The sequence below is a fragment of the Paenibacillus sp. MB22_1 genome (assembly GCF_047200555.1).
Classification (GTDB): domain Bacteria; phylum Bacillota; class Bacilli; order Paenibacillales; family Paenibacillaceae; genus Fontibacillus; species Fontibacillus phoenicis.
Window position 1 is genome coordinate 2,581,261 of the sequence record NZ_JBLADV010000002.1, and the last position, 13,966, is coordinate 2,595,226.

Annotated in this window: 11 protein-coding genes and 1 pseudogene; 6 read left to right on the forward strand and 6 right to left on the reverse strand. The window is 54.3% G+C overall.

Features of this window, described 5'->3' with window-relative positions:
* Positions 1-39: 39 nt before the first annotated feature.
* Both ACL02P_RS23470 and ACL02P_RS23475 read left to right on the forward strand, forming a co-directional pair.
* Positions 40-1,860, forward strand: coding sequence for a hypothetical protein (locus ACL02P_RS23470; RefSeq protein WP_412838187.1), 1,821 nt, complete (start codon positions 40-42; stop codon positions 1,858-1,860).
* Positions 1,861-1,889: 29 nt separating this feature from the next.
* On the forward strand, positions 1,890-3,026 hold the full coding sequence (locus ACL02P_RS23475) for a glycoside hydrolase family 88 protein (RefSeq protein ID WP_412838188.1): 1,137 nt from the start codon (positions 1,890-1,892) through the stop codon (positions 3,024-3,026).
* An 82-nt stretch (positions 3,027-3,108) separates the two neighbouring features.
* On the opposite strand, the gene ACL02P_RS23480 is transcribed toward ACL02P_RS23475, so the two are convergent.
* Together ACL02P_RS23480 and ACL02P_RS23485 are read right to left on the reverse strand one after the other, a co-directional pair.
* A complete protein-coding gene (locus ACL02P_RS23480) occupies positions 3,109-4,017 on the reverse strand; it encodes an ArsR/SmtB family transcription factor (RefSeq protein ID WP_412838189.1) in 909 nt (302 codons plus the stop codon).
* 76 nt (positions 4,018-4,093) lie between these two features.
* Positions 4,094-5,683, reverse strand: a complete 1,590-nt coding sequence (locus ACL02P_RS23485) for an IS5 family transposase (protein ID WP_051425225.1) — start codon at positions 5,681-5,683, stop codon at positions 4,094-4,096.
* 305 nt (positions 5,684-5,988) lie between these two features.
* Between ACL02P_RS23485 and ACL02P_RS23490 the strand changes: the two genes are divergently transcribed.
* On the forward strand, positions 5,989-7,485 hold the full coding sequence (locus ACL02P_RS23490) for an alpha-N-arabinofuranosidase (RefSeq protein ID WP_412838190.1): 1,497 nt from the start codon (positions 5,989-5,991) through the stop codon (positions 7,483-7,485).
* A gap of 6 nt (positions 7,486-7,491) precedes the next feature.
* Positions 7,492-7,764, forward strand: coding sequence for a DUF6171 family protein (locus ACL02P_RS23495; protein WP_260069883.1), 273 nt, complete (start codon positions 7,492-7,494; stop codon positions 7,762-7,764).
* Positions 7,765-7,874: 110 nt separating this feature from the next.
* Here the strand turns inward: ACL02P_RS23495 and ACL02P_RS23500 are convergent, their stop codons facing one another.
* A complete protein-coding gene (locus ACL02P_RS23500) occupies positions 7,875-8,546 on the reverse strand; it encodes an SOS response-associated peptidase (protein ID WP_009226442.1) in 672 nt (223 codons plus the stop codon).
* A gap of 215 nt (positions 8,547-8,761) precedes the next feature.
* Here ACL02P_RS23500 and ACL02P_RS23505 point away from each other — a divergent pair, with 215 nt between their 5' ends.
* Positions 8,762-9,559 carry a patatin-like phospholipase family protein gene (locus tag ACL02P_RS23505; protein WP_009226443.1) on the forward strand — a complete coding sequence of 266 codons (798 nt, stop codon included), beginning with the start codon at positions 8,762-8,764 and terminating at the stop codon, positions 9,557-9,559.
* A 492-nt stretch (positions 9,560-10,051) separates the two neighbouring features.
* Here ACL02P_RS23505 and ACL02P_RS23510 read toward each other — a convergent pair whose 3' ends face one another.
* The 3 genes and pseudogenes from ACL02P_RS23510 to ACL02P_RS23520 form a co-directional block, all read right to left on the reverse strand.
* Positions 10,052-10,996 (reverse strand): glycine betaine ABC transporter substrate-binding protein, encoded by a 945-nt coding sequence (locus ACL02P_RS23510; protein WP_009226444.1) that lies wholly within the window; start codon positions 10,994-10,996, stop codon positions 10,052-10,054.
* A gap of 15 nt (positions 10,997-11,011) precedes the next feature.
* Positions 11,012-11,843: pseudogene (locus ACL02P_RS23515) on the reverse strand (ABC transporter permease); the annotation flags it as partial.
* Entirely contained in the window at positions 11,803-13,050 is a 1,248-nt protein-coding gene (locus ACL02P_RS23520; protein WP_412838191.1) for a quaternary amine ABC transporter ATP-binding protein, read from the reverse strand. The pseudogene ACL02P_RS23515 and the gene ACL02P_RS23520, both read right to left, overlap by 41 nt.
* 346 nt (positions 13,051-13,396) lie before the next feature.
* On the opposite strand from ACL02P_RS23520, the gene ACL02P_RS23525 reads away from it, so the two are divergent.
* Positions 13,397-13,954 (forward strand): GbsR/MarR family transcriptional regulator, encoded by a 558-nt coding sequence (locus tag ACL02P_RS23525; protein ID WP_009226447.1) that lies wholly within the window; start codon positions 13,397-13,399, stop codon positions 13,952-13,954.
* Positions 13,955-13,966 lie beyond the last annotated feature (12 nt).

The window sequence follows — 13,966 nt, forward strand, 5'->3', positions numbered from 1 at the left end:
ACGCCGCTGTTTTGGGCTGCGGTGGAAGGAGGAATGCTGATGAACGTTCGCGAGGGCTGGGAGCAGCTGGCTGAAAGCCTGATCCCTTTGAAGGCTGATGATTACTATCCGCACGGCAGCGGGCTGGCGTTTTGGGAATCGCTGCGCGAGGCGCCGGAGGCCCGGGCCGAGCTTGAAGTGATCCGGAGCGAGGGGGAGCGGCTGCTGAAGTCCCCAGCGGAAGAGCTGACCTATTCGTTGTTTTCTTTATTTGCCGTTCAGGGTTCGCGGCTGGAGTATGAGCGGGTGTATTTTGAGAAGCGGCGGCGGCTGAACACCTTCGCCTTTCTGTCGCTGCTTGAACCGGAGTCGGCGGCGTACGAAGCGGCGCTGCGGGATGCCATCTGGGCGATCTGCAGCGAGTTTACCTGGTGCTTGCCCGCGCATGTGGATGCGAAGCGTCCGGTCTCGGAGACCATCGACCTGTTCTCGGCGGAGACGGGGTTTGCGCTAGCCGAGTTATCTTTGCTGCTAGGCACGCGTCTACCGGAGCTGCTGCGGGTGCGGATCGCCGAACTGGTGGATGAACGGTTGTTCCGGCCATTCCTTGAGAAAGGCCCTTACCATTGGGAGGAGCTGACGAACAACTGGTCGGCGGTTTGCGCTGGCTCGATTGGTTCGGCTGCGCTGCTGCTGATGACAGAACAGCGCGACTACGCCCGGCTGGCTCAGATTTTGGAGAAAACCGAGCGCAGCATGGGCTTCTATTTGCAAGGCTTCGGCGAGGATGGCGGTTGTCCGGAAGGGCTGGGATACTGGAACTACGGGTTTGGCTACTTTGTGTATTATGCCGACCTGCTGCTTAAGCGAAGCCGGGGGCAACGGGATTGGTTCAACGAGGACAAGGTACGGCGAATTGCCGAGTTCCAGCAAAAATGCTTTCTGGGCGGCCGGCTGGTCGCTAACTTCTCCGACGCGCAGCCATATGGGAGCGTCCAGCCCGGGCTGTCGCATTACCTTGCGAAGCGGTACGCGGAGGTGGAAGCTCCGCCTGCCTTGCTCCATGCGGATTACCGCGAGGATCACTGCAGCCGCTGGGCGCCGGCGCTGCGCAACCTGATTTGGCGGGACTGCAAGGCGGCAGGCACGGCGGAGTGGAGAGACGGCGACTTTGTGTTTGAGGACGCCGGCTGGTTGATCTCGCGCTTTACAACCGCAGGGGATACGTTTGGTTTTGCCGCAAAAGGCGGGCACAACGGGGAATCGCATAATCACAACGACTTGGGCCATTTCATGTTGGCGGGCGGAGGCGCGTTTTTTCTGTCCGATCTCGGGTGCGGGGAATATACGTGGGATTATTTTGGCGAGGCCCGGTATGAATATGACTGTAACGGCTCGCAAGGGCATTCCGTCCCGATCATCAACGGTCGTATGCAGCAGGAGGGACGGGAAAGAGCAGCTTCGATGATTCGCTGCGACACGTCTGCGGAAGCGTGCGAGTTCACCTTGGAGCTGTCCGGCGCCTATGAGGACGAAAATCTGCAGTCCTTCAACCGAAGTTGGGTTTGGAACAAGACGGAGCTGCCTAGCTTGGCGCTTCGGGATGACTTCCGGTTTACGGAAGCGCCGGACAGTCTGACAGAGCGGTTTGTGAGCCCGATTCAGCCGGAGATGGCCAGCCCGGGGCTGCTTCGTTTCGTTCGAGGCCGGCTGGCGCTGGAGCTGTATTACGACCCGAATCAGCTGGAGGCGGAGATTAAGGCACGAACCTACCGGGATCATTATGGGAAGGATTCGATATGGTACGCGTTGGATTTTCGGGTTAAGCAGCCGGAAGCGGGATTTGGCGTTAACTTTCTTTTTCAATTCGCCCGGCAATAAGGAGAATGGAGGAACGAGGTCATATGCATATGGGAAACGAAAGGGCATGGGTGGAAGAGGCCTGGACGAAGTCGCTGGACAAAACGCTGCGGAACACGGCGAGAATTGGCTCCGGGTTTCCGCACGCCAGCAAAGGCGGGGTTTATGATCTGGCTGAGCCGGCCTGGTGGACAGCGGGCTTCTGGCCGGGTTTGCTGTGGCTGCTGTATGAGGGAAGCGGCCGGGAGGAATTGAAAGCGCTGGCACAAGAATGCGAGACCAAGCTGGATGAGGTGCTGGACGGCTACGTGCGGCTTGATCACGATCTGGGGTTTATGTGGACGCTGACCAGCATCGCTTCCTATAAGCTGACGGGGAGTGAAATCTCGCGCATTCGGGCGCTGAAGGCTGCGAACTATTTGGCGGCCCGCTTTAATCTGAAGGGGCGCTATATTCGGGCCTGGAATCCGTGGAAGGAAGGGGAGCGGAATGAAGGCTGGGCGATCATCGATTGCTGCATGAACCTGCCGCTGTTGTTCTGGGCGTCCCGGGAGAGCGGCGATCCCCGATTCGCGCATGTCGCTGAAGCGCATTTGGACACCGTGCTCCATCATTTTGTTCGCGACGACGGCTCGGTCTATCATATCGTGGTCTTTGACCCGGTCACAGGCGAGCGGGTTGGGCCGCAAGGCGGCCAAGGCTACGCGCCGGAGTCGGCCTGGTCGCGCGGGGCTGCCTGGGCGATTTACGGCTTGACGCTGGGCTTCCACCATACCGGCAAGCCGGAGTATCTGTCCGCTGCGCAGCGGGTCGCGGATTTCTTCCTTGATCAACTGCCGGATGATCAGGTGCCGGCTTGGGATTTCCGCGCACCGGAAGAGCTGCGTGAGCTGCGGGACTCGTCAGCCGGTGCTTGTGCGGCCAGCGGGCTGTTGCTGCTGGCAGAGAAGCTTGGCGGTGAAGGAACAGCTGCCGCAAAGTATCGTGAAGCCGGTGAACGCATCCTGAAGTCGCTGTACGAAAATTACGGCGCATGGGACGACCCGGGGGAAGAAGGGTTGATCCTGCACGGGACGAGCAACTATCCGCAAGGGACAAACATCGATGTTCCGCTGATCTACGGCGATTATTTCTTTGTGGAAGGGCTCGCCCGGCTGAAGAGCGGCGGGTCGACGTATTGGGAATGAGGCGGACGCAGATATGAAAACAGGGTTGCTATACAATCGCATCTGATAGCGATTGGAGCAACCCTGTTTATTTTTTCTATGCCTATTTCTCCACATAAAACACTTCCGCGCTTGGATGCTCACCATAGTTCCCGAAGCCCTTGCCGAATAACGTCAAACCGCCTGGATAACGGGCGTCCGGCTCCACGGATAGACGCAGCGTCCATTGCTTCTGCCGAATGTCAATGTCGTGAAGGGTGACGTCGGACATCTTCAAGCCGTCCATATACGTCCCGTCCAACGTAATTCGTAGACGTTTCAGCAGGCCATATTGATTCGCCTGTCTTGGCCACCACTCAGGGGTATATTTTCCAGGCAGCTCTCCGTAATCGCCAGGGCTCGTCCAGATGCCCAAAACCTTGCCGTTTAAGGTAAACGTAATATCCGATGGATAATCGTCCTTCGTTCCCGGGGCTTCGGACGCGATTTCCATCGTAAAGACCAGCTCCTCGGGCTTCTGGGAGGACAGCAAGTAATTGGGGGTTTTGTATTCGATATATCCCGTACCAAACCATAGAATCGCAGCATGAATCCGTTCCGGGTCCCAGAAGTACCGGGGATCGTCAAAGCTTCCGATGATCTTGTCGGTCGTTGCGATGCCACAGGTTGGCTCGATGTGAAAATCGGAGTAATGGCCTACCGGAATTTCAACCCGGTAGCTCTTGCGCTCGGCTGCCGCCTGCGCCGGAAACTGGATTTCTGCGCCGGAGACAGCAAGCGAGCAAATCTTCTGCAGGCCGCTCTTGCCGGGTGCCATATGGGTGGCGACTAGTCCGCATTCAGACAGCTTGCGCACATGCATGGTCATAATCGCGCTGGATAGCCCTACGGCTGCGGCTAACTCCTTAATGTTCATCGGGCGGTTGGCTAACAGACGCAGAATATGCAGACGAACTGGACTTGCCAGTGCCTCATACACGGGCAGCGATTGTTCAGATAAATCAAGCTTCAAGATGCCTTCACCTCACCCGAATTTTAGTTAGGGCTTGCTGAACAAGATCAATTTAAGCTGCTCGCAACGCATGAGCCTAGACCGTGATTTTCTTTGCAGTTTTCATGCAAAAAATCGGACGGAACGCAATGAATCTGAAAAAAGAGAAAAAAAGAACCCGCAGTCGCCGTTCCAGGTTCATAACCAGAAACTGGATAGCGATGACAGTTAAACTTGTATGAGCACCGCGGGCGCAAATTCGGCCCAAACCCAACTTGCGTTTGCCTTCGCCGAACTTTCCTTCGATCGCATTGCGCTGTGCAGCGTCTTGCTTCTCTTGCTTTCGATCATCGGCGTCACGTTGTTCTTTGGATGGCCTGCCAAGCTTCGGTCCGCTAAGACGAATCCCACGTTCCTTGCAGTAGTTCAGGTTATCGCGATTGCGGTAGATCTTGTCGGCCAGAATGACGGCGGGAAAATATCCGAACCGCTGTTTGTACGCTTCCACCGAATCCTGCAGCGTGGTCGCCTCGTTGAAGCTGTCCCACCCAGCCGTTTCGATCCAGGCGTAGCCATCAACCAGACTGGCGGCGATTTTAGCGCCGAATTCCACGTTAGCGCCGGCTTTGCCGCGGACGATCGGACGAACATGCGGCTGTTCGATGCTCACAATGCGATCCGGTACGGTATGCGTCTTGTTCTCCATCATGTCACGCTGCTGCCGGTATAGCTCCGAGATCACGAGAAGCAAGCGATATTGTCTTTTGCACAGTACCGCAAGCGGCGTGTGCTTTATGAGTTCTTCAATGATTCGCAAATCTCTGCCCACATAGCCGAGTTGCTTCTTAACGGCTTTTCGAATCACTTTGCCTGACGCTTTGCGTTGTTTGGAGACGCCCAGGAACGCTTTTCGGGCTTGCTTGCGGTAGGTTCGCGGTTTTTCCATCTGTCCGATATGGGGATGGTGCAACACATCGATGATATCTTCGAGGATTTCTCGGGCATGATTCAAGAGCCCCAGATCCGTTGGATATTTGATGTCCGCAGGTGCGCATGTAGCGTCCAGCATGAGGGTTCCCTTATTCATGGCGTTTGCTGTCGGCTCGCACGCGGGCGGCAAATCATGGAACCGTTTTGTCGCGTTGCGGTGATTCTTAGCCGGGGCATGAACTTCCTCGGGAATGGTGAGAGCTTTCTCTGACTCCATCATGGTCAACTGAGAACCGCCGGTGTCGTCGTCATCGTTGTCTCGTCTCGATGGTTTCTTGGATTTAGATGTTGCAGCTTCTTCTTGTTCCGCTTTCAATGCCGCTTGTGCAATCCAATCATTGACCTCCGCAAGGATCTCGATGCTGAGTCGTTCCCGAAAATGCGTCATAAGCGAATGATGAAACGGCTCTGCGTCCACGTACTCCTTGTAGCCGAGAAAAAACTGCAAATACGGATTTTCCTGGATCTGCAGCGTGGTCTCCCGATCACTTAAACCAAGGCGCTCCTTGATGATGAGGGCACCGAGTGCAATGCGAACCGAATATGCTTTTTGACCGATGCCGATCGATGAGAAGGATTGGAAGTATTTCTCTTCCACTTTATCCCAAGGGATGAGTGCGGCAAGCTGTACCCAGCGATTCCCAGGATTAAGCTTCCCGCCAAAGGGTAAGTAGAAATTTTCCAACAGATCTGCCATATCCCGATTCGGCACGAACACGTTCGCTCACTCCATCTGCAAGGTTTTTTGCCAATTTTCTATGTTTTCCTTGCAGATAAATTCGACAAAAGTAGCTCAAATCCCTTGTGGAATAAGGATTTTTTGTTCGTTCAGCAAGCCCTAGTTAATCATTATATTAACGAAAAGTTATAAGTTTGACAAGCATCTTCCATGTCCTTGATTAATTTGGAAGTTTCATTGACGAGTTTGCGGTCAGACGCCTATAATATTAGTCGAATAGTTATTTAATTAATATTTATATTAACTAAGGAGTGAAATGACGGATGCCACTGCAAGGAGTGTTAAACGCCGATTCCGGCAAAGGAACGATTAACCGCAATATTTACGGTCATTTCTCTGAACATTTAGGCCGCTGTATTTACGAGGGGATTTGGGTTGGCGAGGATTCCCCGATTCCAAATACCCATGGCATTCGCAACGATGTTGTGGAAGCGCTTAAGCAAATCCGGATTCCGGTGTTGCGCTGGCCGGGCGGCTGCTTTGCCGATGAATATCACTGGAAGGACGGCATCGGTCCGAAGGAAGCACGTAAGCGGATGGTCAATACCCATTGGGGCGGTGTGGTGGAAAATAACCATTTCGGGACCCACGAGTTTATGGAGCTCTGCCGGCAGCTGGGCTGCGAGCCCTACATCAACGGCAACCTTGGCAGCGGAACGGTCCAGGAAATGTCGGAGTGGGTAGAATATCTGACCTTTGACGGCGTATCGCCGATGGCGGAGCTGCGGGCGCAAAACGGACGCAAGGAGCCGTGGAAGGTGACTTATTTTGGCGTTGGCAACGAGAACTGGGGCTGCGGCGGCAATATGCGCCCGGAATATTATGCTGACGAGTATCGCCGGTATCAGACGTACGTCCGCAACTATGGGGATAACCGGATTCACCGGATCGCTTGCGGTCCAAACTCAGACGATTATAACTGGATGGACGTGCTGATGCGGGAAGCCGGACGGTTTATGGATTCCATCACGCTGCACTACTATACGCTGCCAACCGATAATTGGCAGGATAAAGGGCCGGCGACCGGGTTCGACGAGTCCGCCTGGTTTGCCACGCTGCAAAAAGCGCTTCGCATGGATGAGCTGATTACCCGCCACCGCACGATCATGGATAAATACGATCCGGAAGGCCGGGTCGGATTGATTGTGGATGAATGGGGCACCTGGTACAATGTGGAGCCGGGGACCAATCCGGGATTTTTGTATCAGCAAAATACGATGCGTGATGCGCTTGTCGCCGGGCTTACGCTGAACATTTTCCACAAACATAACGAGCGCGTGCGGATGGCAAATATCGCCCAGACCGTCAACGTGCTTCAGGCCGTCATCCTGACGGAAGGCGAGAAAATGATCTTGACCCCAACGTACCATGTATTCGATATGTATAAGGTTCACCAGGACGCCGAGCTGCTGGATCTGTCGCTGGAAACAGGCAGCTACAAGCTGGAGGGCAGCGAGATTCCGGCGGTGACCGCCACTGCGTCGCGGGATGCCGAAGGGAAGATCCATCTCAGCTTCTGTAACCTGCAGCCTCATGCGAATACACAGGTGACGATCGACATTCGGGGCTTGGCAGGCAGCAGCTTGGCGGTGACCGGCACCACGTTGACCGGCGATTCGATCGATGCCCATAATACGTTTGCGCAGCCGGAGGCCGTAAAGCCGCAGCCGTTTGAGTCGTTTCAACTGGATGGCGGCAAGCTGACGGTTGATTTGCCGGCTAAATCGGTGACGACGCTAGAACTGGCGGCGAGGGATTAACGTCGGATGGCGGATACGTCATGCAGAGTGTGCCGGGACGATTTCCGGGTGACGGAGGAGCAGATCCAACGTTTGTTGAAGACGACGGCGTTTGCGCCCGAGCGCAGGGTAAGCGAGGAGCAGTATCAGGATAGGCTGCGCGTTTGCGAAGCGTGTCCAAAGCTGATGGACGGGATGACCTGCACGGTCTGCGGTTGTATCATCCCGGTGGTCGCCTGGCTGAAGGAGCGGCATTGCCCGCTGCCGGGCGGCGGATTGTGGGCGAGCATCGAGGCATAACATGAAAGAGGCTTCGACTTTATGGCAGCAGGGTAGAACCTTGCTTGCGCGCAAAGGCGAAGCCCTTTTTTCGGATGGAGAGATTTCGGTATGGGGGAGTTCAGGTCAGGCTATTTCGCCTCCTCCAACAGTTCCTTCGTATTGTTGCGCACGTTCCCAACGGCTGGGGATACGGGGTAAGCCCGCATTTTTGCGGCATCGTAAGGTTGAAGCAGCTTTAGCAGCGATCCCGTATCCGTGTTGTCCCGGGCCAGCCACTCGGCTTCATGTTCAGGTTGCAGGATCACGGGCATCCGGTTATGGATCTCAGCCATCAGCGAGTTGGGCTCCGTGGTGATGATCGTGCAGGTTGCCAGCTTGTTTCCTTGCGGATCGCTCCAGATGTCGTACAGGCCGGCAAAGGCGAAGGGGCTCCCGTCCTTCATGACGATCCGATAGGGCTGCTTGCCTCCGGCCCGCTGTTGCCATTCGTAGAATCCGTCAGCGGGGATGAGGCAGCGCCGGGTTGTCAGCAGCTTCCGAAACGCCGGTTTGTCCGGGAGCGACTCGGCGCGGGCGTTGATCATGCTGGCGCCGATCTTATCCTCCTTCGCCCAGAACGGCACCAGGCCCCAGCGCAGCTCGCCCAGCCGATTGCCCTGCTTGCCCGCAATGACGGCGGGGATGAATTGCATCGGCGCTACATTATAGTTCGGGGCGAATTTCGCCAGCCGGTTTTCCATGATGAGATACCGGACTATCAGTTCGTCCAGAGGAAGCGTAATCGTAAAACGGCCGCACATGGGGAGACCTCCATTGTATGGATCTATTCGTGGTATTCGTGATTCGTGGATTCACATTTTGTTGTATCCATTGTAATCGATTTGCTTACAGGCCTGCCAGCCCCGGGTCGATGTCTCTATCGATTCGGGGCTGCTTTGTTTAGCCGGAAGGAACTTCCGCCTAAGCTAAAGAATATGTATTTTTAGTAAAAAGACGACAAGCGGGGAGATCATCCATGGAACAAGTAGGTTTGGTGTTAGGCGGCGGGGCCGTACGGGGACTCGCTCATTTGGGCGTGTTGAAGGCGTTCGAACGGCACGGAATCCCGGTGGACGCGATCGTTGGTACAAGCATGGGCGGTGCGATCGGAGGCTTGTATGCTGCAGGCATTCCGGCAGAGGACATCGAGGACTTGCTGTATCACACGCCAAAATACCGGCTGATGGATCTAGGAATTCGCCAACGCGGGCTGATCGGCGGGAACAAAATCTACCAAACCGTCAACGATCTCTTGAGGCAACATGGGAAGGATGGGCTGAAGATTGAGGATTTCCCCATTCGGTTTAAGGCGGTTGCCGTGGATTTGATGCAAGGCAAACAGGTGATTTTGGATAAGGGCGATTTGGGAACGGCGCTGCGGGCAACGACGGCGTTTCCGGGGGTATTTGCTCCGCTGGTACGGGACGATCAGGTGCTGGTCGACGGCGGGGTGCTAAACAACTTGCCCGTCCAGGAGCTGAAGCGGAAGGATGTGGGACTGATAATTGCGGTGGATGTGACGCGCGAGCATGAGAAGAAGCCGCCCCGCAATATGATTGAGGTCGTTTACCGCTCTTACAGTTTGATGACCGCCGAACGGAAGCATACCAGCCTGCGGTTAGCGGATATCGTCATCCGACCGGATGTCGGTCATGTGTCCGCGTTTGATTTTTCCAAAATGGCCGATTGCATCAAGGCAGGAGAAGAAGCGGCCGAGGGCATGATGGATGAGCTCAAGGCAGAGGTAAAGCGGGTGAAGCCGGATTTCCTCTGAAGGAAGCTGGTGAATTCCGAATATTTGTTTTGACCGATTTAGAAGAACAAAAATGGGGGAGTTCCATGCGCTGCATCCGATACGACAACCATGGGCGACGCTGATTGCGATTGGGGCCAAACGGTTGGAAACGAGGAGCTGGAGAATTTTTAAGCTGATCTTCAGGTTTCTGTAATGTTCCTTTAAGAAACCGATGCTATTCTTTAGATACTCCCTCTTCTTTAATTGATATAGATATGAAGAAGCCACTCCGTACCAGGGGTGGCTTCTTCCATTTCCTTAGGCGTAAAAAAGCTAACGGAACGAGGAGACCTTATTTCTATTCCTACCAGGCTTAAAACAGATGTAACGGAACCAGATGACCTTATTTGGGCTATAGGCAGCGAATTCGCTGGTATTAGCATCAAATAAGGTCTTTAAGTTCCGTTACAGCGGGAAATCACCGGGAAATAGTACAATAAGGTCTCTAAGTTCCGTTACGGGTAAAGGTGATTACTTCAAATCCTCGATCGAGTTAATGTCCATGTAAACTGGAACGACCAGGCCGGTTTTGACCCCAGTCATGTTCGCGCCGAGATCCTCAACTTGTTCGCCGTATTTATCCCAATAATCCGCATGGGTGAGCGGCAGCCATGCGGCTGCAGTTGCATCAACGTCACCGCTGGCGACACCGGTCCACATTGGACCCGCTTCGACTTGGAGGGACTCGACGTCATAACCCAGCTTGCTTTCGAGTACATATTCCAGCAGGTTGGTGCTGGCGATTTCCGAATCCCATGCCACATAGCTCAGCTTGAGTTTGTCGCCGTTCACCGGTGTCAAGCCTTCGGTCCAGCTGTCCACGCGGTCGGCATGGCTGTCTGCCCAGGCTTTGGCGGCTTCCGCCGGGTCCTGACCTTCCTGAATCGCTGTCATAATCTCGCCCATTTCATCCGAAGTCCACTCGAAGCGGTTGAGGAACTCATAGGCGGTCGGATGGTCTTCCTTCAAGCCTTTCCGCGCCAGCGTGTGAATTTCTTCGGCTTCCCCGTAAACCTTCTGCGGATCCTCCAAATATTTCAGATCGTATTTGGAGAACATCCAGTGCGGGGTCCAGCCGGTAACAATGATCGGTTTTTCGGATTTCACCGCTTTGTCCAGCATCGCCGTCATGGCTGCGCCGGAGCCCTCAATCAGCTTCCAGCCGTCCAAGCCGTAGGTTTCGATCGCTTGACTTGTCGCCTTCATAATTCCAGCACCAGGGTCAATCCCGATGATTTCGTAGTTGACTTGCTCGCCGACGGCTCCGGCTGAGGTGTTGCCCCCGTTCGCCGAAGCATCCGGCGTGTTGTTGGCACCGCCGGCCGAAGGATTGTTCGCTTGCCCGCAGGCGGACAACGCCAACATGCTCACTAATCCTGCCAGTACCATCAACTTCCTCGTCTTCTTCAATTTCATCTCAATCTCCCCTTTGTGTTTTGGATTTAAACAGGTTTTGCGTAAAGCGGTCGAGCACGATGGCTAGGACAACCACGGCCAAACCGGCTTCAAAGCCTTGCCCGATCTTCAGTTGGGTGACCGCCCGGTAGACGGTGGCCCCGATGCCCTGCGCGCCGATCATGGAGGCGATGACGACCATCGAGAGCGACAGCATGATCGTTTGGTTAACCCCGGCCATCAACGTTGGCATGGCGAGCGGAAGCTCGACTTTAAACAGCTTCTGCCAGACCGTGGAGCCAAAGGCGTTCGCCGCTTCCGTCAACTCGCCGTTCACCTGCTTGATCCCAAGATAGGTGAGCCGGATCGTCGGCGGGATCGCGAAGATCACCGATGCGATAACCCCAGGGACAACCCCGAGGCTAAAGAAGGTTACCGCTGGCAGCAGATAAACGAACGCCGGCATCGTCTGCATAAAATCCAACAACGGTGAGATGATCCGATGGACCATTTTGCTATAGGCGCACCAGATCCCGATCGGAATGCCAAACAGAATCGAGATCAAGCCGGAAGTGATCACCAGGCCTAAGGTGTTCATGGTCTCGGTCCAATAGCCAAGGTTGTCGATTAGCAGGAACCCGATCACGGTGAACAAGGCCAACTGCCATTTTCCGATGAAATAAGCGATGATTCCAACGATGGCAATAAACAGCAGCGGATGCGGCAGCAGGAACAATCCGGCGAAAAAGTTAACGATCGTTTCGATCGTTGTGGACAATCCGTCGAAAAATCCTCCAAGCGTCCGCTCCATGGCATCCACCAGCGATTCAATCCATTCGGCCAGCGGCAATTTCGGGATGAATTCCATCTGGGCTCACCTCCTCCTTCAGTTCATGATGTTCTCCGGCGAGGGCACCGAGCACGGCACCGCGTACGATAACGCCCAGCAAACGATCCTGTTCGTCAACGACGGCCAGCGGTACCTTGGAAGAGCTTGTAACTTCAAATAGGTCACTTAGCACGGTATCCGGAGCCACGCGAGGGGCGTCTGAAATCAGAATTTCTTCCAGGCCAATCCCGGACTTAGCAGCACGGGAGGCGTCTTCGGCTGTAATGACGCCGAGCAGGCGTTTGCCCCGGCCGATGACGAACAGGTTGGAGATGCCTCGTTCACGCATCAGTTCAAGCGCGACGCGGGGCCCTTTATCCAACGTAACGGTTTCCGGTCGACGCATGACGCGGGCTGCGGTCAGCACCTTGGACAGGTCGACGTCCTCAATGAAACGTTCCACATATTGGTTAGCCGGGTTCATCAGCATTTCTTCCGGCGTGCCAATTTGGACGAGCGCGCCATCCTTCATCAGGGCGATCCGGTCACCAAGACGCAGGGCCTCATCCAAATCATGCGTAATGAAGACGATCGTCTTCTTCATCTTCTCCTGCAGCTCAAGCAGCTCATCTTGCATGTCACGACGAATGAGCGGGTCGAGCGCACTGAACGCTTCGTCCATCAACAGGATTTCCGGGTCATTGGCCAACGCCCGGGCCAGGCCAACCCGCTGCTGCATACCGCCGCTCAGCTGATCCGGCATCTTCTGCTCCCAGCCTTGTAAGCCGACGAGCTCGAGGGCCTGCATCGCTTTGTCGCGGCGTTCTTTTTTGGCAACTTTCTGAATTTCCAGTCCGTATTCCACATTTTGCAGGACCGTGCGATGCGGGAATAAAGCAAACTTCTGGAACACCATGCTGATCGATTTACGCCGCACTTCGCGCAGTTCAGCTTTGTTCATTTTGCGGAGATCCCGTCCATGCAGCAGAATTTCCCCCGCAGTAGGTTCGATCAAACGATTCAACATCCGAACCAGTGTCGATTTACCGCTCCCCGACAAACCCATAATGACGAAAATTTCACCTTCATGGATGTCCAAGCTGACTTGGCCAACGCCGACAGTTACGCCTTTTTCCTTGAGCAGACGTTCTTTGGTATAGCCCTGCTTCAGCAATGGAATGGCCTGCTCAGCGTGGGGACCAAATAACTTGCTAACATCTCGGACTTGTAATATTGGTTGATTCATAGATTCACTCCTTTTCTATAGCTTGAAGTTCCCCCTTCGATCTCGGCTTCGCTAACAAAATTGCCCAGCGAGGCAGTATCGCATCAATCCGTGAGGTAAGTGTAACAAATGGAATGAAAATAACGCAAAGATGAAAACTGTACGTAAGGAACGTACAGAAAAAACTGAACGTAATGAATCGGCGGATAACTCCGATATCCTCCCAAATGCTCCCTAGGCTGCGTCTTTACTTTTGGGCTTGACTTACTTAAGATAGAATAAGCGTTGAGCCGTATGGGGATTTAAGCCGTGCGGGTGGATGCGTTACAGCGGAGGTTTTTTTGCATATGAATAGGAGGTTGCAAGCATGAGCTTGGACCAGCTCACCGATGAGCAACAGGCTTTATTAATGAAGGTACGTAAACGCGTGATCGAGGCCATTGGCAGAAATATGGACTTGTATGGGGTCTCGTTATCAACAGGGCACTTATACGGTCTTTTGTTCTTTGCCGACAAGCCGATGACTTTGGACGAGATGGGCAAGGAAATGAAGATGAGCAAAACCAGCATGAGTACGGGCGTCCGCACCCTGCTGGATCTCAAAATGGTCAATAAAGTGTGGGAGAAAGGCTCCCGCAAGGACTTATATGAAGTGGAATATGACTGGTACCAGACGTTTACGGACTTCTTCGCAATTAAATGGAGAAAAGCGGTGGAGAGCAACATCCTGGTGCTGCGTCGCTCCATTGATGAATTAACCAAAGCGATGGTGGTAGAGGAGGAAGGACCGCTCCGTAAGGTATTGGAAGAAGACGTACGTAAGATGAAAGAATCGGTGAAATATTACGAATGGCTGGACCGCCTGATCGACGCGATGGAAAGCGGAGAGATCTATAAGCTGGTCCCCAAGGAAACCGAATCCTGACTTTCTTGTATA

Excerpts from the sequence above, each read along its gene's own strand:
- ACL02P_RS23505 (WP_009226443.1), top strand. The coding sequence starts at position 8,762 with ATGGAACAAGTAGGTTTGGTGTTAGGCGGCGGGGCCGTACGGGGACTC.
- ACL02P_RS23495 (WP_260069883.1), top strand. The coding sequence starts at position 7,492 with ATGGCGGATACGTCATGCAGAGTGTGCCGGGACGATTTCCGGGTGACG.
- ACL02P_RS23485 (WP_051425225.1), bottom strand. The coding sequence starts at position 5,683 with ATGGCAGATCTGTTGGAAAATTTCTACTTACCCTTTGGCGGGAAGCTT.
- ACL02P_RS23500 (WP_009226442.1), bottom strand. The coding sequence starts at position 8,546 with ATGTGCGGCCGTTTTACGATTACGCTTCCTCTGGACGAACTGATAGTC.
- ACL02P_RS23470 (WP_412838187.1), top strand. The coding sequence starts at position 40 with ATGAACGTTCGCGAGGGCTGGGAGCAGCTGGCTGAAAGCCTGATCCCT.
- ACL02P_RS23525 (WP_009226447.1), top strand. The coding sequence starts at position 13,397 with ATGAGCTTGGACCAGCTCACCGATGAGCAACAGGCTTTATTAATGAAG.
- ACL02P_RS23510 (WP_009226444.1), bottom strand. The coding sequence starts at position 10,996 with ATGAAATTGAAGAAGACGAGGAAGTTGATGGTACTGGCAGGATTAGTG.
- ACL02P_RS23475 (WP_412838188.1), top strand. The coding sequence starts at position 1,890 with ATGGGAAACGAAAGGGCATGGGTGGAAGAGGCCTGGACGAAGTCGCTG.
- ACL02P_RS23520 (WP_412838191.1), bottom strand. The coding sequence starts at position 13,050 with ATGAATCAACCAATATTACAAGTCCGAGATGTTAGCAAGTTATTTGGT.
- ACL02P_RS23490 (WP_412838190.1), top strand. The coding sequence starts at position 5,989 with ATGCCACTGCAAGGAGTGTTAAACGCCGATTCCGGCAAAGGAACGATT.